Annotated in this window: 18 protein-coding genes and 1 pseudogene; 12 read left to right on the top strand and 7 right to left on the bottom strand. The window is 71.8% G+C overall.

Features of this window, described 5'->3' with window-relative positions; translation table 11 throughout:
* Positions 1 to 383 precede the first annotated feature (383 nt).
* From BA062_RS33120 to BA062_RS33110, 3 genes are all read left to right on the top strand, one after another.
* Positions 384 to 1,976, top strand: a complete 1,593-nt coding sequence (locus BA062_RS33120) for a beta-N-acetylhexosaminidase (RefSeq protein ID WP_245960125.1) — start codon at positions 384 to 386, stop codon at positions 1,974 to 1,976.
* A 128-nt stretch (positions 1,977 to 2,104) separates the two neighbouring features.
* Entirely contained in the window at positions 2,105 to 2,920 is an 816-nt protein-coding gene (locus BA062_RS33115) for an SGNH/GDSL hydrolase family protein (RefSeq protein ID WP_110343078.1), read from the top strand.
* Complete coding sequence (locus tag BA062_RS33110) at positions 2,887 to 3,456, top strand: TetR/AcrR family transcriptional regulator (RefSeq protein WP_110343077.1); 570 nt, start codon at positions 2,887 to 2,889, stop codon at positions 3,454 to 3,456. The genes BA062_RS33115 and BA062_RS33110 overlap by 34 nt, the downstream gene beginning before the upstream one ends.
* On the opposite strand, the gene BA062_RS33105 is transcribed toward BA062_RS33110, so the two are convergent.
* Together BA062_RS33105 and BA062_RS33100 are read right to left on the bottom strand one after the other, a co-directional pair.
* Positions 3,431 to 3,850, bottom strand: coding sequence for an SRPBCC family protein (locus tag BA062_RS33105; RefSeq protein WP_110343146.1), 420 nt, complete (start codon positions 3,848 to 3,850; stop codon positions 3,431 to 3,433). The two genes, BA062_RS33110 and BA062_RS33105, sit on opposite strands and share 26 nt — an antisense overlap.
* Before the next feature lie 55 nt (positions 3,851 to 3,905).
* Entirely contained in the window at positions 3,906 to 5,315 is a 1,410-nt protein-coding gene (locus tag BA062_RS33100; RefSeq protein WP_110343145.1) for a pyridoxal-dependent decarboxylase, read from the bottom strand.
* Positions 5,316 to 5,385: 70 nt separating this feature from the next.
* Between BA062_RS33100 and BA062_RS33095 the strand changes: the two genes are divergently transcribed.
* From BA062_RS33095 to BA062_RS33080, 4 genes are read left to right on the top strand one after another with little or no spacing between them, the layout of a single operon-like run.
* Positions 5,386 to 6,138, top strand: coding sequence for an SDR family NAD(P)-dependent oxidoreductase (locus BA062_RS33095; protein ID WP_110343076.1), 753 nt, complete (start codon positions 5,386 to 5,388; stop codon positions 6,136 to 6,138).
* A 38-nt stretch (positions 6,139 to 6,176) separates the two neighbouring features.
* Positions 6,177 to 7,205: a tryptophan--tRNA ligase gene (locus BA062_RS33090; protein ID WP_110343075.1), complete on the top strand. Its 1,029-nt coding sequence runs from the start codon at positions 6,177 to 6,179 to the stop codon at positions 7,203 to 7,205.
* Positions 7,206 to 7,217: 12 nt separating this feature from the next.
* On the top strand, positions 7,218 to 9,077 hold the full coding sequence (locus tag BA062_RS33085) for a serine/threonine-protein kinase (protein WP_110343074.1): 1,860 nt from the start codon (positions 7,218 to 7,220) through the stop codon (positions 9,075 to 9,077).
* On the top strand, positions 9,074 to 10,903 hold the full coding sequence (locus BA062_RS33080) for a serine/threonine-protein kinase (protein ID WP_110343073.1): 1,830 nt from the start codon (positions 9,074 to 9,076) through the stop codon (positions 10,901 to 10,903). The genes BA062_RS33085 and BA062_RS33080 overlap by 4 nt, the downstream gene beginning before the upstream one ends.
* 4 nt (positions 10,904 to 10,907) lie before the next feature.
* On the opposite strand, the gene BA062_RS33075 is transcribed toward BA062_RS33080, so the two are convergent.
* Complete coding sequence (locus BA062_RS33075; protein ID WP_110343072.1) at positions 10,908 to 11,549, bottom strand: TetR family transcriptional regulator; 642 nt, start codon at positions 11,547 to 11,549, stop codon at positions 10,908 to 10,910.
* A gap of 103 nt (positions 11,550 to 11,652) precedes the next feature.
* Here BA062_RS33075 and BA062_RS33070 point away from each other — a divergent pair, with 103 nt between their 5' ends.
* Genes BA062_RS33070 through BA062_RS33060 form a run of 3 tightly spaced genes read left to right on the top strand, consistent with a single transcriptional unit; the run spans position 11,653 to position 15,322 of the window.
* A complete protein-coding gene (locus tag BA062_RS33070) occupies positions 11,653 to 12,135 on the top strand; it encodes a 2Fe-2S iron-sulfur cluster-binding protein (protein WP_110343071.1) in 483 nt (160 codons plus the stop codon).
* Positions 12,132 to 13,124, top strand: a complete 993-nt coding sequence (locus BA062_RS33065; RefSeq protein WP_110343070.1) for an FAD binding domain-containing protein — start codon at positions 12,132 to 12,134, stop codon at positions 13,122 to 13,124. Before BA062_RS33070 ends, BA062_RS33065 begins: the two co-directional genes overlap by 4 nt.
* A complete protein-coding gene (locus tag BA062_RS33060) occupies positions 13,121 to 15,322 on the top strand; it encodes a xanthine dehydrogenase family protein molybdopterin-binding subunit (RefSeq protein ID WP_110343069.1) in 2,202 nt (733 codons plus the stop codon). Before BA062_RS33065 ends, BA062_RS33060 begins: the two co-directional genes overlap by 4 nt.
* Positions 15,323 to 15,668: 346 nt before the next feature.
* On the opposite strand, the gene BA062_RS33055 is transcribed toward BA062_RS33060, so the two are convergent.
* Positions 15,669 to 16,052: an SH3 domain-containing protein gene (locus tag BA062_RS33055; protein ID WP_146240120.1), complete on the bottom strand. Its 384-nt coding sequence runs from the start codon at positions 16,050 to 16,052 to the stop codon at positions 15,669 to 15,671.
* Positions 16,053 to 16,198: 146 nt separating this feature from the next.
* Here BA062_RS33055 and BA062_RS33050 point away from each other — a divergent pair, with 146 nt between their 5' ends.
* Together BA062_RS33050 and BA062_RS33045 are read left to right on the top strand one after the other, a co-directional pair.
* On the top strand, positions 16,199 to 17,245 hold the full coding sequence (locus BA062_RS33050; RefSeq protein WP_210407072.1) for a FecCD family ABC transporter permease: 1,047 nt from the start codon (positions 16,199 to 16,201) through the stop codon (positions 17,243 to 17,245).
* Positions 17,242 to 18,285: a FecCD family ABC transporter permease gene (locus tag BA062_RS33045; protein ID WP_110343067.1), complete on the top strand. Its 1,044-nt coding sequence runs from the start codon at positions 17,242 to 17,244 to the stop codon at positions 18,283 to 18,285. Before BA062_RS33050 ends, BA062_RS33045 begins: the two co-directional genes overlap by 4 nt.
* Positions 18,286 to 18,297: 12 nt before the next feature.
* On the opposite strand, the gene BA062_RS33040 is transcribed toward BA062_RS33045, so the two are convergent.
* The 3 genes and pseudogenes from BA062_RS33040 to BA062_RS33030 all read right to left on the bottom strand — a co-directional run.
* Positions 18,298 to 19,161: an ABC transporter substrate-binding protein gene (locus tag BA062_RS33040; RefSeq protein WP_168214163.1), complete on the bottom strand. Its 864-nt coding sequence runs from the start codon at positions 19,159 to 19,161 to the stop codon at positions 18,298 to 18,300.
* A 157-nt stretch (positions 19,162 to 19,318) separates the two neighbouring features.
* Entirely contained in the window at positions 19,319 to 19,675 is a 357-nt protein-coding gene (locus BA062_RS33035; protein ID WP_210407071.1) for a (2Fe-2S)-binding protein, read from the bottom strand.
* A 32-nt stretch (positions 19,676 to 19,707) separates the two neighbouring features.
* Positions 19,708 to 20,190: pseudogene (locus tag BA062_RS33030) on the bottom strand (LLM class flavin-dependent oxidoreductase); the annotation flags it as partial.
* Positions 20,191 to 20,691: the final 501 nt, after the last annotated feature.

The following is a 20,691-nucleotide window of genomic DNA, read 5'->3' as shown; positions in this document are numbered from 1 at the left end:
TGACGACTACGAGGAGGCCGCGCCGGGCGGCGACCTGGTGTACGTGCCGTCCCGACCGGCCAGGCCCGGTGTCACGGAGATCGGCCTCGAACCGCAGCGGTGCCGGAACAGGACGACGATGCTGGCCTACACCTCCGCGCGGGCACTCGAGGCGGGGTGCGGTCCGCACCAGCCGTGAGTGGCGATGCCGGCCCGAGCGCTCGACGCGGTGCTCACCGAGTGCGGCGCCGCGCAGGTGTCGCTCAACAGCCCGCATTCCACCCGCGCGCCCAACGACACGACAGGACCTGACCGGCACGAGTGTCCACCGAACGGCGGATGTCTGGACCAGTATTGGTCTATACCTTTTACTCCACCTGCTCCTTCCCCATCGGAGGTGCTCCGTGCGTCAACGCAGGACAATTCTCGGCCTGCTCGCCACGGCCGTGCTGTGCCTACCGGCGGTCCCGGCCGCGGCCACGCAGACGGGCCACGGTCCCGGCCCGGAACGCGAGCTCGGCGACGTGATCCCCGTGCCCGCCGAGGTCGAACCCAACTCCAGAACCGATTTCACGCTCGGTCCGCACACGTCCATCCGCACGCAGGCCGGTTCGGCCGAGGCCAAGCGCGTCGGGCGGTACCTCGCGGGCGTGCTGCGCCCCGCGACCGGCTACTCCCTGCCCGTCGTGTCCTCGGACCGACGGGGCTCCGCCATCTCCCTGGTGCTGAGCAAGCACGAACCGAAGGTCGGCGACCAGGGTTACCGCCTCGACGTCGGCAGGTCCGGCGTGACGATCCGGGCCAGGACCGGCGCCGGGCTGTTCGCGGGCGCGCAGACGCTGCGCCAGTTGCTTCCCGCGCGGATCGAGGCCGACCGCACGGTCCGGAGGGCGTGGACGGTGCCCGGCGGGACGATCGTCGACAAGCCGCGCTTCGCCTACCGGGGCGCGATGCTCGACCTTGCCAGGCACTTCCACGAGCCCGCCGAGATCAGGTCCTACATCGACGAGCTCGCCCAGTACAAGATCAACCACTTGCACCTGCACCTGACCGACGACCAGGGCTGGCGCATCCAGATCGACAGCTGGCCGAAACTCACCACGGTCGGCGGCGGACCCGGCACCGGCGTGGACGGCGAGGGCCCCGGCTTCCTGACCAAGGCCGAGTACGCCGATCTGGTGGCCTACGCGGCGTCCCGCTACATCACGATCGTGCCCGAGATCGACATGCCGGGGCACACCAACGCGGCACAGTCGACCTACGCCGAGCTGAACTGCGACGGGGTCGCGCCACCACCGCGCACGGACATCGAGGTCGGGTACTCCTCGCTGTGCATCGGCTCGGAGACGACGTACCGCTTCGTGGAGGACGTGATCCGCGAGCTCGCCGCCATGACACCCGGGCCGTACCTGCACATCGGGGGCGACGAGGCGCACGCGACTACCGACGAGGACTACCGGACGTTCATGAACCGCGTGCTGCCGCTGGTGGAGAAGTACGGCAAGCAGGCGTTCGGCTGGAACGAGGTCGCGCAGGCCGACCCGCCCGCGTCGGTGGTGCCGCAGTACTGGGGCACGACCACGGAGAACGCCGACCTCGCCGAGGCCGCCGCACGGGGCAACAAGGTGATCATGTCGCCGGCCAACAAGTCGTACCTCGACATGAAGTACGACGCGAACACGCCGCTCGGCCTGCAGTGGGCCGGGTTCATCGAGGTGCGTGACGCCTACGAGTGGGATCCCGGCAGCCACGTCACCGGGGTCGGTGAGCAGTCGGTCCTCGGGGTCGAGGCGCCGTTGTGGTCGGAGACCCTGCGGAGCATCGACGACATCGAGTTCATGGCGTTCCCCCGGCTGCCCGCGATCGCGGAGCTCGGCTGGTCGCCCCGCGCGAGCCACGACTGGGAGTCGTTCTCGCAACGGCTCGCCGAACAGGGGCCGCGCTGGGAGCAGCGGGGCGTGGACTTCTACCGCTCGCCGCAGATCGACTGGCCGTGACCCCGACCGCCCGGGCCGTGCGCCGCACGGTCCGGGCGTGATCCGGCCCCGCCCGGCGATGTAGACACCGTCTACCCGCGTTTGGTAGACATTGTCTACTAGCTGAACGGAACATGTCGGAGAGTTGAATGGGTTACCAACGCTTCGTCGCGCTCGGTGACAGCTGCACCGAAGGTCTCGACGATCCCTACCCGGGCAGAACCCACTACCGGGGCTGGGCCGACCTGGTCGCCAGCCGGTTCGCTCAGGATGAGCCCGGCTTCCGTTACGCCAACCTCGGTGTGCGCGGCAGGCGGCTCGACCAGATCGTCGTCGAGCAGATCCCCACCGCCATCGACCTGCGCCCCGACATCGTGGCCCTCTTCGGCGGCGGCAACGACCTGATGATCTCGCGGTCGTTCAGCTCCGAGGTGGTCGCGCGGCGAGTCAGGGCGGCCGTGCGCCTGCTCACCGACGCCGCGCCCACCGTCGTGGTGTTCACGCTCAGCGACATCTCCTCCCGCATGCCCATCGTGCGCCGGATGCGCCATCGCATCGAGGCGTTCAACGACGCCGTCCGCGCCGCCGCCGACGACTACGGCGCGGTGCTCGTCGACCTGTGGCCCGACGAGGCCGCGCAAGACCTGCGCTACTTCGGCCCCGACCGGCTGCACCTGAGCGAGCTCGGCCACCGCAGGGTCGCCGCGCACCTGCTCAAGACGCTCGACGTCCCGTTCGACCTGAGCTGGCTCGCCCCGCTGCCCGGCGACCCGGCCGAGCCGAACCTCCTCGCCCACGCGAGGTGGGTGTGGGGCTCGGTGCTGCCGTCCGCCAGGACGCGTGTGCTCAACTACCTCACCGGCCGCTCCTCCGGCGACGGCTTCGTGCCGAAACGTCCCGAGCTGCTGCCGCTCACCGACGAGCTGGGGACATGGACACGGAAACCGATCCCAGGCAACGCCTGATCGCGAGCGCCACCGCGCTCCTCGCCGACGAGGGCGTGGAAGCCGTCACCCTCCGCCGGATCGCACGCGAGGCCGGAGTGTCGCACGGGGCGCCGCTGCGCCACTTCACCGGCCGCACCGCGCTGCTCTCGGCCGTCGCGACGACCGGTTTCGCCGAACTGCGCGAGCGCGGCGAGCGCATCCCGGGCGCCTCACCGAGAGAGCGGCTGCTCGCGATGTGCCGCTCCTACATCGAGTTCGCCCTCGCCAACCCGGCGATGTTCGAGCTGATGTTCCGCCACGACCTCATCGACGCCGCCGAGCCCGAGCTGTCGAGCACCAACAGCGCCGTGTTCGAGGACTTCAGCACTCTCGTCGGCGAGACACAGGCCGAGGGCTGGCGCCCTGGCACGGACGGGCGACTGCTCGCGGCGTCGCTGTGGGCGGCGCTGCACGGGCTGGCGGAGCTGTGGTTGTGGGGCGGGCTCGGCGACACGCTCGGCGCGGGCGACGTGGACGCCGCGCTGGCCGTCACCCTGGAGACCTACCTCGGTTGAGCCCGGCGGCCACGGTGTCCAGCACCCCGCGCCAGTGCCCCCGCTGGCGGAGCCGCTCGTCGCCGTCGGCCAGCCATTCCTGGTGAAACCGCAGCACCGTCCGGCCGCCCGCGTCGCTGACGGTGACCTGCACGGTGGTGTCGTGATCCCAGCCGCGCGGTCGCCACGTGAGCCGCACCCGGTCGTTGACGTGAAAGCTGCGCAGCTCGCCCGTGGTGCCCTCGGCGGTGGTGTAGGTGTCGCCCTTCCTCGTGCCGAGCACGGCGCCCTCGCCGAGCCAGGCCGTGATCCCCTCGGGGCTGGTGAGGTAGGCCCACACCGACTCGAGCGGATGGGGCACCGTCCTCGACACCCCGATCTGGAACCCCACGTCCTTCGTCTGACCGACCACCATGATGACCCCCTTCGTCGTGGAGCCCATTCTGCCGCCGACCACCGACAAAAACCGGTCAGCCGAGCTCGCGCCGGATCGCCGACCACGCGGCGAGCACGTGCTCGCGTTCGGTAGCCGGTGCACCGATCGCCATGCGCAGCAACACGTTGCCGTTCGCCTTCGTGTGGCTCAGGTACAAGTCGCCGGAGTCGTTGAGCCGTTCCAGCAGCGCCAGGGTCGCCGCGTTGGCGTCCGCTGTGGACAATCCCGGCCACCGCGGCCGGAAGCAGACGAGCCCGAACGGATGGTCCTGGCGCAGCTCGAAGCGCTCGTCGGCGGCGACCAGCGCGGCGAACTCGTCGGCCAGCGCGATCCCCTTGTGGACGTGCTCGCGCAGGCCCTCGGCGCCGTACCAGCGGATCACCGACCACAGCTTGAGCGCGCGGAAGCGCCGCCCCAGCGGGATCTGCCAGTCGCGGTAGTCGATCACCTCGCCCGACGCGCTCGCGGCGTTGCGCAGATACTCGGGCAGGATCGACAGCGCCTCGATCATCGGCGCGCGGTCGGCCAGCCACAGCACGGAGCAGTCGAAGTTGGTCAGCAGCCACTTGTGCGGGTTGGTGACGTAGGAGTCCGCGTACTCGGCGACGCCGTCGTTGATCCAGCGCAGCTCGGGGCAGATCGCCGACACCCCGGCGTAGGCGGCGTCGACGTGCAGCCACACCCCGCGTGCCCGGCACACCTCGCCGATGCGGCGCACCGGGTCGATCGCCGTGGTCGAAGTGGTGCCGATCGTCGCGCACACCAGCGCCGGCACGGCACCGTCGGCGACATCGGCGGCAATCAGCTCGTCCAGGTGAGCCGGATCCATCGCGAGCGTGTGCTCGTCGACGTTCACCGCCCGCACGTCACCCGCGGCGAGCCCGGCGATCCGGCCCGCCTTCTCCAGCGACGAATGGGTCTGAGACGACACGTACACGGTGCGCCTGCGTCCCTCACCGCCCGCGCGCCGCAGCGCGGCCAGCAGCGCGACGAGGCTCGCGCTCGACGCGGTGTCCTGGATGACGCCGCCGCCCGCCGAGTCGGTGCGGAACCCCTGCGGAAGCCCGAGCAGCTCGGCGAGCCAGTCGACGACGAGCGACTCCAGCTCCGTGCACGCCGGGCTCGTCGCCCACACCATTCCCTGCACGCCGAGTCCCGACGACAACAGGTCGCCGAGGATCGCGGGACCGCTGGCGTTGGCCGGGAAGTAGGCGAAGAAGCTCGGGTGCTGCCAGTGCGTGACGCCGGGCAGGATCGCGCGGTCGAGGTCGGCGAGCACGTGCTCGAACGGCTCGCCCTCCTCGGGCGGGCGCTCGGGCAGCGCCGAGCGGACGTCGCCGGGTTTCGCCTGCGACCGGACCGGCCTCGACTCGATCGACGCGAGGTAGTCGGCGATCCAGTCGACCACCCGCTTGCCGTATTCGCGGAACTCCTCGGGAGTCATGTGCCCGGCCATGCCGCGAGGGTAGCCGTCGCTTGACCTTCACACCGGTGTCAACGCCTAGCGTCGCTCCGTGATCGACCAGGAGACGCTCGACGGCAAGGTCGCGATCGTGACCGGCGCGGGCTCGGGCATCGGCAGGGCCACCGCGGTGGCGCTCGCCGACGCGGGAGCGCTCGTGCTCGGCACCGGCAGGCGTGCCCCGGCATTGGCCGAGACCGTTCGGCTGCGGCACGGTATCCGCTACCACGTGGCCGACGTCAGGGACCCGGCCTCGGCACAGGAGGTGGTGGCCGCCGCGTTGGCGACCTGGAACCGGCTGGATGTGCTGGTGAACAACGCCGCCGTGTTCGCCTCGATGCCGCTGGCGGAGACCGACGCGAGCCGGGTCGCCGATCTGCTCGCCACCAACATCACCGGACCCACGCTCCTCGCACAGGCCGCGTTGCCGTCCCTCACCGCCGCAGGGGGCGCGATCGTCAACGTCTCGAGCACCTTCGGCCACCGGCCGTCCCCGGGCGCCGCGCACTACGGGGCGTCGAAGGCCGCGGTGGAGCACCTCACCCGAAGCTGGGCGGCGGAGCTCGCCGGGGCCGGCGTGCGGGTCAACGCTGTCGCGCCGGGGCCGACGGAGAGCGATGCGCTCGCCGCGTCGGGCCTGTCCGCCGAGGCGATCGAGGAGGTCAAACAGGCCGAGCGCGAGCGCATTCCGCTCGGCCGCCGCGGCGAGCCGGAGGAGGTCGCGGAGTGGGTCGTGCGCCTCGCCGCGCCCGGCTGGGTGACCGGACAGGTGCTCACCGTCGACGGCGGTCTGGAGCTCACCTGACGCCGTCGGCCCACCCGCTGGTCAGTAGGATGGCCCGCATGTCACAGCCCGTAGCCAAGGTCTCCTTGACCGGCATCAAGCCGACCGGCGAGCCCCATCTGGGCAACCTGATCGGTGCGATCCGTCCGGCGCTGCAGCTGGCTGAGCAGTACGACTCGGTCTACTTCATCGCCGACTACCACGCGCTCACGACGGTGCGCGACCCCGAGCTGCTCCGGCACTACTCGCGCTCGGTCGCCGCGACGTGGGTGGCCGCGGGCCTCGACCCGACCAGGACGACGTTCTACGTGCAGTCCGACGTCCCCGAGATCTTCGAGCTCAACTGGGTGCTCTCCTGCGTCACCGGCAAGGGCCTGATGAACAGGGCACACGCCTACAAGGCGGCGCGCGACCGCAACGTCGAGGCGGGCGAGGAGCCCGACGCCGGCGTGAACATGGGCCTGTACAACTACCCCATCCTCATGGCCGTGGACATCCTGATCATGGAGTCCGACGTGGTGCCGGTGGGCAAGGACCAGGTGCAGCACGTCGAGTACGCGGCCGACATCGCGGGCAGCTTCAACCACCTCTACGGCAAGTCGTACTCGTTCAAGGTGCCGAAGGCCATCATTCCCGACGCGGGCACCGGCCACACGCTGCCCGGCCTCGACGGCCGCAAGATGAGCAAGTCCTACGACAACACCATTCCGCTGTTCCTGCCGGAGAACAAGCTCAAGAAGCTGGTGCGGCGCATCCCCACCGACAGCACGCCGGTGGAGGACCCGAAGGACCCGGACAGCTCGTCGGTGTTCCAGATCCTGGAGCAGTTCGCACCGGCCTCGGCCGCCGACATCGTCGCCGACACGCGCAAGCGCCTGGAGGCGGGCGGCATGGGCTGGGGCGAGCTGAAGAACGTGCTGTTCGAGGTGCTCAACACCGAACTGGGCCCGCTGCGGGAACGCTACGACGCGCTGATGGAGCCGGGCAGCGAGCTCGACACGATGCTCGCCGAGGGCGCGGAGAAGGCCCGCGAGCGGGCAGGCCGCGTGCTCGGCTCGGTGCGCAAGGCCATCGGCGTCGGCAAGTGACCCCCGCGTGACGTGCGGCCACTGAACCCCGGCGAGCCCTCGCACGTCGGCCGGTACCGCCTGCTTGCCTCGCTCGGCGCGGGCGGTATGGGCCGGGTGCTGCTCGCCGTGGCGCCGGACGGTCGCCTCGCCGCGGTCAAGCAGATCCATCCCGCGTTCGCGCACGACGACGGCTTCCGGAGCCGGTTCGCGCGCGAGGTGGAGGCGTCCCGGCTCGTCTCCGGTGCCTACACCGCTGCGGTCATGGACGCCGACCCCTCGGCGCACACGCCGTGGCTCGCGTCGGTCTACGTCGCCGGGCCGTCGCTGCGCGAGGCGGTCGACGCGGCGGGCCCGCTCCCGCCGGACTCGCTGAGGTACCTCACCGCGGGGCTGGCCTCGGCGCTGGCCGACATCCACCGCGCCGGGCTCGTGCACCGGGATCTCAAGCCCAGCAACGTGTTGCTGACCGCCGACGGCCCGCGCGTGATCGACTTCGGCATCGCACGGGCGGCCGAGGGCGACTCCGAGCTGACGCGCAGCGGCTCCGTGGTCGGCTCGCCCGGCTTCATGTCCCCCGAGCAGGCGGAGGGCGGCCCGCTCACGCCCGCGAGCGACGTGTTCTCGCTCGGCGCGCTGCTGGTGATGGCGGCGACCGGGCAGAGCCCGTTCGCGGGAACGTCGGCGCCGCAGACGCTCTACAACGTCGTGCACACCGAGCCGGACCTGACCGCTGTGCCCGCGGAGATCCGTGCGCTGGTGGAGCCGTGTCTCGCGAAGGAGCCCGCCGACCGGCCGACGCCGGCGCAGCTGCTCGACCGGCTCGGCCCCGCGGCGCCGAGCGCCCAGCCGTGGCCCGCCCCGGTGCACGAGCTGATCCGGGCACAGGAGGCCGAGGCGAGGGCCGCGCTGGTCGAGCCCTCGGCACGGCGTCGATCTCCGGTGCTCGCCGTGGTCGCCGCCGTCGTGCTCGTGGTCGGTGGTGTGCTCGCGGCGACGCTGCTCGACGTCACGAGGTCCTCCCCCGGCACGGCGGTACCGGTCGCCCAAGGCGGCACGAGCACGACGACACCCACGAGCACCGGGCCGCCGGCCCCGCTCAGCGCGGCGGGATTGCGTTCCGTCGACCCGTGCCGCGTGCTCGGCAGCGAGCTGAAGCCGAAGATCGACGTCCATTTCTTCAGCTGCACCTACGAGGCGCCCGACGGGCGGTGGCTGGACCTGCAGCTGGGCGACCGCGTTCCCTCCGACGCCGCGGTGACCGACGAGATCGCCGGGCTGCCCGCGAGCGTCGGGCCCGCCAAGGGCGAGGGCCGGTGCACGGCGATCGCGCTGATCCCCGACCAGGAGACGCACGGCGTCAGCGTCACCACCTCGCCCGGCGTCGGCGACGCCCCTGAGGCGGACCCGTGCGGCACCGCGCGGAACACCCTCACCGAGGCGATCGGCGCGCTGCGCCAGGGCGGCGCGGGCTGGCGGGACGCGAAGGGCACGCTCGCGACCGTCGACCCGTGCTCGCTGACCGACGACGCCGAGGTGGGCGAACTCTTCGACGTGGTGATCGGAACCGAGCCGGACGGTCTGCACAGATGCTCGTGGGACGTCGGCGGGCCCGTGGACATCACGCTCGAACGGGCGGTCCAGCCCGGCAAGGGCGGGCTGGACGAGTCGCCGGTGCGGGTGGGCGGACGGACCGTGTACCAGCAGGCGAACCCGGCCCCGGGCAGCCCGTCCTGCCAGGTCAGCTGGGCGCACATTCCCGTCGAGGAGGGCTTCACCGAGGTGGTGCGCGTGAAGTACTACGCGCTGGGCAGCGGAGCCGACGTGGACGACGAGTGCGGGAAGGTCCATCGGCTCGCGGAGCGGATCATGCCGAGGTTGCCGCAACCATGAGGGCACTGCGACCGGACGAGGCCGGGCCGATCGGGCGGTACCGGCCGGTCGCCGCCGTCGGCGAGGGCGGCATGGGCCGCGTGCTGCTGGCCCTCGCGCCGGACGGGCGCCTCGCCGCGGTGAAGCAGATCCATCCGGAGTTCGCACACGACCCGGGTTTCCGCGACCGGTTCGCGCACGAGGTGGACGTCTCGCGCCGCGTGTCCGGTGCCTACACCGCCGCCGTCATGGACGCCGACCCCGCGGCCGAGGCGCCGTGGCTCGCCTCGGTGTACGTCGCCGGACCGTCGTTACGGGAGGCGGTCGAGGCCGCGGGACCGCTGCCGCCGGCGTCGCTGAAGTACCTCGCCGCCGGGCTCGCCGCCGCGCTGGCCGACATCCACCGCGCCGGGCTGATCCACCGCGATCTCAAGCCCAGCAACGTACTGCTCACCTCCGACGGTCCCCGCGTGATCGACTTCGGCATCGCGCGGGCCGTGGAGGGCTCCGACCTCACCAGCACGGGCGCGGTGATCGGCTCCCCCTCGTTCATGTCGCCGGAGCAGGCCGAGAGCGCGCAGCTGACCCCGGCGAGCGACGTGTTCTCTCTCGGTGCGCTGCTCGTCATGGCAGCGACGGGGCACGGTCCGTTCACGGGCGAGACGGCGCCGCAGACGCTCTACAACGTCGTGCACGCCAAGCCGGATCTGAGCGCCCTGCCACCCGAGATCCGCGCGCTCGCCGAACCGTGCCTCGCCAAGGACCCGGCGCGGCGCCCGACGCCGGAACAGATCCTCGACTTCCTCGGCCCGGTCACCCCCGGTGCGTCGCCGTGGCCCTTCGCCGTGGGGCAGCTGATCGCGCGGCAGGAAGCCGAGGTGCGCGCGGTGCTGTCATGGCCGGCTCCGCTGCCGCCGGTGCCCCCGCCCGCTCCACGGCGCCGCCCGTGGGCGATCGCGGCGCTCGGCGCGGCGGCCGTACTGGCGGTGGGCACGATCGTGGCCGTGAACCTCGGCGGTGACGAGCAGCAGCCCACCACGCCGCAGGCGACGCGCTTGCCGGTGGAGCGGGCGTTGAGCGCGGACCGGCTGCGCGGCACCGACCCGTGCGCGGTGCTCGACGGTGCCCGAGTACAGGGCGCGGGCGTGCTGACGGCGGGGGAGGAACCGCTCTACCTCAACCGCTGCACATACGAGACCGCGGACGGCGAGCAGCTCAAGCTGATCATCGGCGAGCCGGTGGAGGCGACGGGTGCCGAGGCCGGTACCGGGATCGCGGGCAGGCCGGTACTGCTGAGCGGGCTCACAGGCGGGTGCGAGGCCACCATCCAGCTGCCGAACGAGCGGGAGCTCGGCATCCGCACCGAGGACTCCTCGGGCGGCTCCTGTGAGCGCGCGCAGGCGGCGCTGCGGGTCACCGTGCAGCGGCTGCGCGACCGAGCTGGGGAGTGGGACCTTCCCAGCGACAGCGCCGTTCCCGTCGACCCGTGCTCCCTTGTGGACGATGCCAGGGCGCGCGAGGTGCTCGGGCCCGTCACGAAGACCACGCTCACGCGGCTGCACGAGTGCGAGTGGACGGCGGGCGGATCGCTGTCGCTGACCGTCGAACAGAGTTATCCCGGCATCCTGCCCGAGGAGGGCTACCGGCCCGTCGACCTCTCCGGTGTGCGGGCCTACGTCCGCGAGGTCAGCCCCGAGTCCTGCGCGCTCACGTGGGACCACCGCGACCTCGACGCCGACCGGACGGAGAACGTGCGCATCGCCTACCACGCGGGCCGCGCGGGCGGGGTCTGCCAGAAGGCGCAGGCGTTCGCGAAGGCCGCGATCAAGGGGCTGCGCGACTCCTGAGCCGTCAGCGCAGCGTGGGCAGCCCGGCCGCGAGGGCGGCGAGCCCACGTTTCAACGTGGGCGTGAACGGCAGGCACGCGGCGGCGAGGTCCGGGTTCTGGGCGTAGACCTCGACGAGCACCGGCGGTGGGTTGGCGGCCGGGTAGAGCATGCTCGCCAGTACGGTGGCCAGCCCCACGAGTTCGATGCCCTCCTGCTCGGTCAGCTCCAGCCGCTCCGCCACGACCGAGCCGAGGGCGGCGACGACGCCGAGCACGCCGCGCTTGAACTCGGCGGCGGCGGGCACGGACGCGTTGTGCTCGAGGGTGGTGGAGGTGTGGCCGAGGAGGTCGCAGAACAGCGGCCGGTCGGCGAGCGTCTCGGCGAGGGTGTCGATGACGTCCGCACCGTCGCCCAGGCGCCGCGTGACCTCGTCGGCCCACTCGCGCCAGCACTCGATCGCGAGTTCGAGGTAGATCTCCTCGCGCGTGCCGAAGTAGCGCACGACGTTGGACTTCGCGAGCCCGACAGCCGCGGCCACGCTGCCGAGGCTCACATTGCGTACCCCGGACTCGATGGCCAGTTCGCGGGCCGCCGCGAGGATGGCGTCGCGCCGCTGTTGCTTGTGCTCCGGCCTTCTGGCCCGCACGAACGTCGACTCAGCCATATCCGGTCCAGTATAGGTCCCGACTTAACAGAACGCCGTCCTCTTGTTAACGGAACATCGTTCTGTTAATTTGGCCATACCGGACCGAACGAAGGGGATCGACGTGGTCGAGGTGCGCTTGCGCGTGAACGGAGCGGATGAACCGCTCGACATCCAGCCACAGGTCAGCCTGCTCGACGCGCTGCGCGAGCACCTCGGCCTCACCGGCACCAAGAAGGGCTGCGACCAGGGCGCCTGCGGCGCCTGCACGGTGCTCGCCGACGGCGAGCGGATCAACTCCTGCCTCGCGCTGGCCGTGCAGTACGAGGGCAGGGAGATCACCACCATCGAAGGCATCGACCACCCGCTGCAGGGCGCCTTCGTACGGCACGACGGCTTCCAGTGCGGGTACTGCACGTCGGGCCAGATCTGCTCGGCCGTCGGGATGCTCGCCGAGCACAAGGACGGCATGCCCAGCGCCGTCACCGAGCACGCGCCGGCCGGCGAGCTGTCCCCGGCGGAGATCCGGGAGCGGATGAGCGGGAACCTGTGCCGCTGCGGCGCCTACAACGGCATCGTCGAGGCGATCCAGGAGGTCGCGCGATGAGGACGTTCTCCTACGTCAGGGCTCCCGACGTCGAGACGGCGCTGCGGGCCGTCGCGGACGAGCCGAACGCGAAGTTCCTCGGCGGCGGGACCAACCTCGTCGACCTGATGCGCGAGAACGTCGAGCGGCCCGACGTGGTCGTGGACATCAGCAGGCTGCCGCTCACCGGCGTCGAGGAGTTGCCCGGCGGCGGGGTGCGGATCGGCGCGCTCGTCCGCAACAGCGCCCTCGCCGCCCATCCGCTGATCCGCACCCGCTATCCCGTGCTGTCGCAGGCGATCCTGTGCGGCGCCTCGGCGCAGCTGCGGAACATGGCGACCGTCGGGGGCAACCTGCTGCAGCGCACCCGTTGTCTCTACTTCTACGACGGCGCTTCGGCCTGCAACAAACGCGAGCCCGCCAGCGGCTGCGCGGCGATCGGGGGCTTCACCCGCAACCACGGCGTGCTCGGCGTCAGCGAGCACTGCATCGCGACCCATCCGTCGGACCTGTGCGTGGCGCTCGCGGCGCTCGACGCGGAGGTCGAGGTGGAGAGCACGCGCGGGACCCGGCGCATCCCGCTCACCGGGTTCCACCGGCTGCCCGGCTCCACGCCACACGTCGAGTCCGCGCTCGAGCCGGACGAACTGGTGACGGCCATCGAGCTGCCGGCACCGATCACGGAACGTTCGCGCTACCGCAAGGTGCGCGACCGGGCGTCGTACGCCTTCGCACTGGTGTCCGTGGCCGCCGCGCTGGAGACCGGCGGCGGCACTGTCACCGCGGCGCGGCTCGCGCTCGGCGGCGTCGCGCCCAAGCCCTGGCGGGCCGTGGAGGCGGAACGCGTGCTGCTCGGCGCACCGGCGACCGAGGAGTCCTTCCGCGCCGCCGCCGACGCCGAACTCGCCGCCGCGACCGCCCAGGACGGCAACACCTTCAAGATCGAGCTCGCGCGGCGCACGATCGTGGCGACCCTGCGCGACCTGACAAGCGACGGGAGCGCGACGTGACCCGGACCCTGCCGAGAACATCAGAACCCGCTGTCGGCAAGCCCATCGACCGCGTCGACGGCACCGCCAAGACCACCGGCGCGGCAAGGTTCGCCGCCGAGCACCCCTACCCCGGGCTCGCCCACGCGGCACTCGTGCACGCCACGATCAGCCGCGGCCGGATCACCGCGATCGACACCACCGAGGCGGCCGCGATCCCCGGCGTCGTCACCGTGCTCACGCACCACAACGCCCCCGCGCTGAAACCACCGCGCAAGGTCAGCCCGCTGGACCTCAGCACGATGGCCTCCGGCACGTCGGTCGCCTACCTCAACACCGACGAGGTGCACTGGGACGGGCAGCCGGTGGCCGTGGTCGTCGCGGAGACCCTCACGGCGGCCCGCGAGGCGGCGGCACTCGTCAAGGTCGTCTACGCCCCGATGAGGTCCACAGTGGACTTTCTGGCCGAGGAGCCGAACGCACGGCCGCAGAAGGGCAACCTGCTGATGTCCGGCTCGGCGAAGAAGGGCGACGCCGAGGCCGCGCTCGCGACAGCACCCGTACGGGTCGAGGGACGGTTCACCACGCCTCCGCATCACCACAACGCGATCGAGCCGCACGCGACCACGGCGGTGTGGGACGGCGACCGGCTGACCGTCCACGACGCGACACAGAGCATCGACTGGCTGCGCTCCCACCTCGCACTCCGGTTCGACGTCCCGGCGGAGGGCGTGCGCGTGATCGCGCCGTTCGTCGGCGGCGGGTTCGGCGGGAAGGCCATGATCTGGCCGGGCACCATCCTCACGGTCATGGCCGCGCGCGCCACCGGAAGGCCGGTGCGGCTACTGCTGACCAGGGAAGGCGTGTACCGCACGGTGGGCGGGCGCACGCCCTCCACGCAGCGGGTCGCGCTGGGTGCACGCACCGACGGCAGGCTCACCGCGCTCGTCCACACCAGCGTGACGTACACCGGGCGGGTCGGCGGCAGCCCGGAACAGGTCACGTCGCAGTCGAAGCACGTCTACGACGCCGAGAACATCCTGGTGCGGCAGAACCTGGTGGAGCTGGACCTGATCTCCAACACGTCCATGCGCGCACCCGGCGACGCGATGGGGACCTTCGCGCTGGAGGCCGCGATCGACGAGCTGGCGTACGAACTGGGAATGGACCCGATCGAGCTGCGGATGCGCAACGAGCCGGAGCGCAATCCGATCGACGGCAGGCGCTTCGCCAACCGGAACCTGCGGGAGGCGTACCGGCTCGGGGCCGAACGGTTCGGCTGGGCCGACCGGACCCCGGAACCGGGATCGATGCGCGACGGCCGCTGGCTCGTCGGCATGGGCGTGGCCACGGCGTTCCACCCCGCGTGGCAGTTCCTGGCCAACGTCACGGTGCGCCTCTCCGTCGACGGCACCGTGCTGGTGCGCTGCGGCTTCCAGGAGATGGGCATGGGCGGCGCCACGGCGCAGGCGCAGATCGCCGCCGACGCACTCGGCGTGCCGGTGGAGTCCGTGCGTGTGGAGTACGGCGACTCGACGTTGCCGCTGAGCCCCGCCGCCGGTGGGTCGATGCAGACCGCGAGCGTGGCGAGCAGCGTGCTGGCCGCGTGCCAGAAGCTGCGGCGGAAACTGGCGAAGCTCGGGCCTCCCGGGGAGACCCCCGCCGCGGTGCTGGCCCGCGCGGGCGTGCCGTCGCTGGAGGCGTCCGTCGGCTCGGACTCCCGCCTCGGCAGGCTCACCGGGCAGGCGCGGTTCCTGGCGAAGCTCCTGCGCGACCAGCGGCGCTGGATGAGGGCCGCGAGCGGCGCCCAGTTCTGCGAGGTCCGTGTGGATCCCGACACCGGCGAGACGCGGGTGTCGCGCTGGACGGCGGCGTTCGACGTGGGGCGGGTGATCAACGCGAAGACCGCCGTGAGCCAGCTGCGGGGCGGCATCGTGATGGGCATCGGCATGGCGCTGTCCGAGGAGACGCTCGTCGACCCGCGCACGGGCCGGATCATGAACCCCGGCCTGGGCGAGTACCACGTGCCCGTCCACGCCGACATCCCGCCGATCGACGTCGCCTACCTCGACGAACCGGACCCGACGATGCCTCTCGGTCTCATCGGCGTCGGCGAGGTGGGCATCACGGGAGTCGCGGGCGCGATCGCGAACGCCGTCCACCACGCCACCGGCAGGCGGATCCGCGACCTGCCGATCACGCTGGACAAGCTGTTGTGATCCAGTCGGTCGCATCGCGAGCCGGTCAGCTGGCCGGTCCAGGTGACCGGACTGTCCAAAGCGGAGCTCGCGCTTGAAACGGTGACGCCGGGCGGCGAGGCGGCAGCTCGGCCTCGCGATGGCCCTGCTGGGCAACCACGCCGAGCGGGCACAGGTCCACGCGGCGGCGCACGACCTGCTCGGCTAACCCGGCGAGGCCCGCGAACACCGGGCCGCGGCCCGCATCGAGCGGGCCGCACGGCGTGGCCTCGGTGATGTACGGTTCACCGAGGCCACGCGGGACGGGACGCGGGCGAACCGGCGTAAGCTCCCCGCCTTCACCCTCGCGTCGCGTACGGGCTCAGGTTCAGCACTCCTCCAGCGAACCACCGTCGCTGAGGTAGTCGTCGTTGAACCAGCCCTGCTTCTGGGTGCCCGCGACCCGGCCCCAGGTCCAGGAGTCCCCGCCGTCGGTGATGACGTAGCAGTGGTAGTAGATCTTCGTGCCGCGTGGCTCCTGGCCCCACGCCTCACAGCTCGTGTGCGGGCCGCTGCGGCGCTTGAGCCAGTCGGCGTCGACGTACCCGTGATCGGCGTCCTTGTTGGAGTGCGAGTGGCTGCAGCTCATCGTCGACACGGCGTCGCCGGTCTCGGCGGGCGCGGCGGCGGCCGAGGCCACGCCCGCGAACATCAGCGTGGCGGCGGAAAGCGCGGCCAGCACGGCCAGCCGCCTCGTTGTGTGCTGCTGCATGGTTCTCCCCCTTCTTCGGTCCGGGCCGGAGGCCCGGTGTGGACGAACGCCAGTGTTTCGGCCGCGGGGCTGCCGTCGCCATGCCTTTTCACTGGAGCGAAAACCGTTCTGGCGGGGTCCTTGCGACGGTGACCTAACCTTCAGGGGTGAGGGTTGGGAACGGGGGTGCCCGGGCCGAGGAGGCGGAACGTTCGCGGGCACGGTCCGCCCACCTGACTACCGGGCTGCTGGTGGCGGTCGCGCTGCTGCTGGTTTGCGTGGTGCTGAGCCTGCTGACCGGTTCGCAGCCGGTGGCGATCGGCGAGGTGCTGAGGGTGCTGTTCGCGGACGATCGCAGCGAGCCCGCGATCATCGTGCACGACCTCCGGATGCCGCGCACCGTGGTGGGCATCTGTGTGGGGATCGCGCTCGGGCTCGCGGGGGCGCTGATGCAGTCGCTGACCCGCAACCCGATCGCGGACCCCGGGGTGCTCGGCATCAACGCCGGCGCCGCGTTCGGCGTGCTGGTCGCCATCGTCGGCCTCGGGATCGGGGACTTCACCGGCTACGTGTGGTTCGCGTTCCTCGGTGCCACCCTCAGCACCACGCTGGTGTATCTCATCGGCAGCAGGGGCAACGACAGCGGCGCACCGGTGCGGCTCGCGCTCGCCGGGACCGCCGTCGGCGCTGCGCTGGTCTCCGCTGTCGAGGCGATGGTCTTCCTCGACCCGAAGGCGTTCGACGAGTACCGGTTCTGGATCGTCGGCGACATCGCGAAACCGGAGCTGTCCGTGGTCGGTGAGCTGCTGCCCTTCCTGCTCGTCGGCGCGCTCGTGGCACTGTCCCTCGGACCGCGGCTCAACGCGATCGCGCTGGGCGACGAGCTGGGCACGGCGCTCGGCGTGGGGCTGCCGCGGACGCGGTTGCTGGCCGGGTTCTCGGTGCTGCTGCTGGCCGGTCTGGCCACGGCCGTGGCGGGCCCGATCGGGTTCGTCGGGCTGGCGGCCCCGCACCTGGCGCGCGCGGTGACCGGACCGGACCAGCGTTGGGTGCTGCCCTACGCGGCCGTGCTGGGCGCCGTGATGGTGCTGCTCGCCGACGTGGCTGGACGCGTGGTGCTGCCCTCCGGCGAGCTGCGCGTGTCGATCCTGACCGCGATCGTGGGCGCGCCGTTCTTCGTCGTACTGGTCCGGCGCAGGCGGGCGGCCGCATGAGCACGAGAACCGTTCGCGTGCCGGGCTTCTCGGTGCGCTACTCCTCCCGGCCCGCCGCGGTGACCGGTCTGCTCGCCCTCCTGCTGCTGGTGCTGACGGGCTACGCGTTGACGGTCGGGAAGCTGCCCGTCTCCCTCGGCGACGCGCTCGGGATGCTCGCCGGCGAGCCCGGTCCGTCCGGAGTGGACTATGTCTTCTGGGCGGTGCGGCTGCCGAGGGTGGTCACCGCGGTGCTGGTCGGCGCCGCGCTCGGGGTGAGCGGGGCGATCCTGCAGAGCCTTTCCCGTAACCCGCTCGGCAGCCCCGACGTGCTCGGGTTCGCGGGCGGCGCCGCGACCGGGGCGTTGCTGCAGATCCTGCTGATCGGCGGCGGCGCGCTCGCCGTGGCTCTCAGCGCGCTCACGGGCGCGTTCGTCACGGCCGCGGTGGTGTACCTGGTGGCCTACCGCAAGGGAGTGCCGGGGCAACGGCTCGTATTGGTCGGGATCGGCATCGGCGCGCTGCTGCTGTCGCTGAACCGCTACCTGCTGATCACGGCCGAGGTCGACGACGCGTTCCGGGCCGCCGTGTGGCTCACCGGGAGCCTGCTCGACCGCACGTGGGACCACGTCACGATCGCCACCGTCGCCGTGGCCGTGCTCGTGCCCGCGTCGGTGTTGCTGTTGCGCAGGCTCGCGTTGCTGGAACTTGGCGATGAGCTCAGCACCGGACTCGGCGTCCCGGTGGGCCGGACGCGGTTGCAGCTGTTCGTGGTGGCCGTGGGTCTCGCTGGAGCCGCGACGGCGGCGGCGGGCCCGGTCGCGTTCGTCGCGCTGGCGGCGCCGCACCTCGCGCGCCGGCTGCTGCGCCCGGCGGGTCCGAGCGTGGTGGGCTCCGGGCTGGTCGGCGCCGTGCTGTTGCTCGCCTCGGATGTGGCCGCACAGCAGGTGTTTCCCACGGGGGAGCTGCCCGTCGGCGTCGCCACCGGGGTGCTCGGCGGCGTGTACCTCGCGACGTTGCTCGGCAGGCACTGGAGCCGCGGGCCCGGCCTGAGCGGGTGACGGCGTGGCCTCTCACGCGAACCTGGGCACCAGCCGCTCCAGATCGTCGAGCAGTGCGCCAGCCGCGGACGTGGACGCACCGTCCCACCACGACACTCGCGGCACCTCGAACACCTTGCCGGCCCGCACCGCGGGCAGCCGCCGCCACAGCTCGCCCTCGGTGTACCTGCGGAACGTGCTGGAGACCTGGCCGCCCTCGAACGCGCCGCCCCCGCTGAAATGAATGAGCACGTCGGCGTCGGCGAGCCGGCTCACCTGTTCCGGCGAGAGGCTGGTGTAGGTGTCCTCGGGCTGCGCGGGTGTGCTGGACTCGGTGCGCCGGACCCCGGCGTCGGTGAGGATCCGCGAGGGGAAGATGATCGAGTCGGTGACGATCCGCAGCTCGTCGGTGGTGAACCGCAGCAGCGCGACCTTCTTGCCCGCCAGCACGTTCTCGTGTGCGGCCCGGAACCGCTCGGCGCGGGTCCGGTACTCGTCCAGCCTCCGCTGCTGCGCGCCGCGGACGCCGTAGACGTCGGCGACGGTGAGCGCGGACTCGTGCCATTCCACGGCATCCCGGGTGTTGGCATAGGCGACGGTGCTCGCCAGCCCGGCCAGCGCGTCGTAGTTGTCCTGCAGTGACGCGGTGTTGCCGACGATGAGGTCGGCGCCGAACCCGGCGAGCCGCTCCACGTCGACCTGGCCGAACCCGAGGTGCTCGAACTCGCCGTGCCCGCCGGGAAGGTAGCCGGGAACCGGCGGGTCCGCGTCGAGCGTTGCCGAGGCCACGAGCGGGACGCCGTGTTCGAGTGCGACCTGCAGCGCCTGTCCGGGGTCGAGCGCGATCACCCGTCGAGGGGAGCGTGGCACGTCGGTCTTCCCGTAGGGGTGCGTCACCGGTTTGGTGTCCGCTGTGGACTGTCCTCGCGGGGTGTGGCGCGCGGGCCGCACGCGCTCAGTCCCAAGGCCGCGAGACCGGCCAGCACCGTACGTCTTCCCAGCAGGGAAGCGGATCTTTCCACAGGTGTCCTCCGCGGGCGGGGGTGGCAAGGGCTCAGTCGCCGAAGGCCTCGGCGAACTTGGTCCGGCGTACGGTGTCGTCTTCCAGTGGGCAGGTGATGCAGTAGCCGTGCTCAGGGTCGGCGCGGTAGTCGAAGCAGCAGGTGCCGCGCACCGCCCACGCGCCCCGTGGCTGGTCGGGCTGGAACCAGAACAGCCGTGGTCCTTTCCGGATCGGTGCGCCCGCGGCGAGCAACGCGGTCGTGAGCCGCTCGCTCCTCCTCCATGCCTGGTCCAGGTCGTTGCCGAGTCCGCGCGCCGGGTTCAGCATGTAGAAGTTGAGCATGTCCACGACGTATCCCCACAGCGTGCGGCGCCCGACCCTGGTGTGCGCACTGAGTGCGTCGATCACCGGTCCGAACAGATTGATCATAAGTACGCTTGTCCACTCGTCGAGGTGCGGAACCGGCCTTCCCAGTCCACCACGTCCTCCCGCCACAACCGGTGCAGCAGGTGGTAGTTCTCGATGGCCAGCGGGATGCCGTCCCGGATCTCCTTGCCGAACCACGGGTAGACCGGCGCGGTGTTGCCCCGACCGAGCATCAGGTCCACCCTGCCGTTCGCCAGGTGCTGCAGCATCGCGTAGTCCTCGGCGATCTTCACCGGGTCGTTGGTGGTGATCAGGGTCGTCGAGGTGGACAGGATGATGCGCTCCGTGCGCGCGGCCAGGTAGCCGAGCATGGTGGTCGGCGAGCTCGGCACGAACGGCGGATTGTGGTGCTCGCCGGTCGCGAACACGTCGAAGCCGGCTTCCTCCGCATGCCGCCCGATCGTCATGATCGCGTGGATGCGCTCGTGCTCGCTGAGCGCGACGCCGGTATGGGGGTCGGGATTGAGGTCGCCGACGCCGAAAATGCCGATCTGCACTGCCGCTCCTGGGGTTCACCTGGATCTTCGGACGGAACAAGCGGCCGGTTCGCGATGTTCCCGGCGAAACCCGCCCCACGCGTGACGTCGCTCGCATAGCCTTCCCCCCGTGGATCGCAAGAGCAGGCTGGAGCGGCGGGAGCAGCTGGACGAGCTCACCGCGCGGACACGGTACGAGGCCAGGCTGCACCTGGACAAGCAGCGAGCAGCTGGCGCGTACGACCCGGTCGAGGACGTCTTCGCCCCGCGCACGACGAATGTTCGGCGCTGGTCGAGCACCGGCGGCCGCTGCCGAGGTGGGAGCGGCAGCTGCTGGACCGCTACACCAGGCGGCTCCACGGCGCCGCCGTCCTGCGCGCGGTGGACGACACCCCACGGGATGCCGCGGCCGCCGCCGAGGTGGCCGGCCGGTTCGGCGCCGGGCCGCTGGACGCCTTCCGTGACGACATCGCCCGCCTGGTGCCCGCATCCGGCGACACCGGCGCGAAGTTCGACATGCAG

The sequence above is a fragment of the Prauserella flavalba genome (assembly GCF_003202235.1).
Lineage (GTDB): Bacteria > Actinomycetota > Actinomycetes > Mycobacteriales > Pseudonocardiaceae > Prauserella_A > Prauserella_A flavalba.
This window is presented reverse-complemented; position numbering and strand designations above follow the sequence as displayed.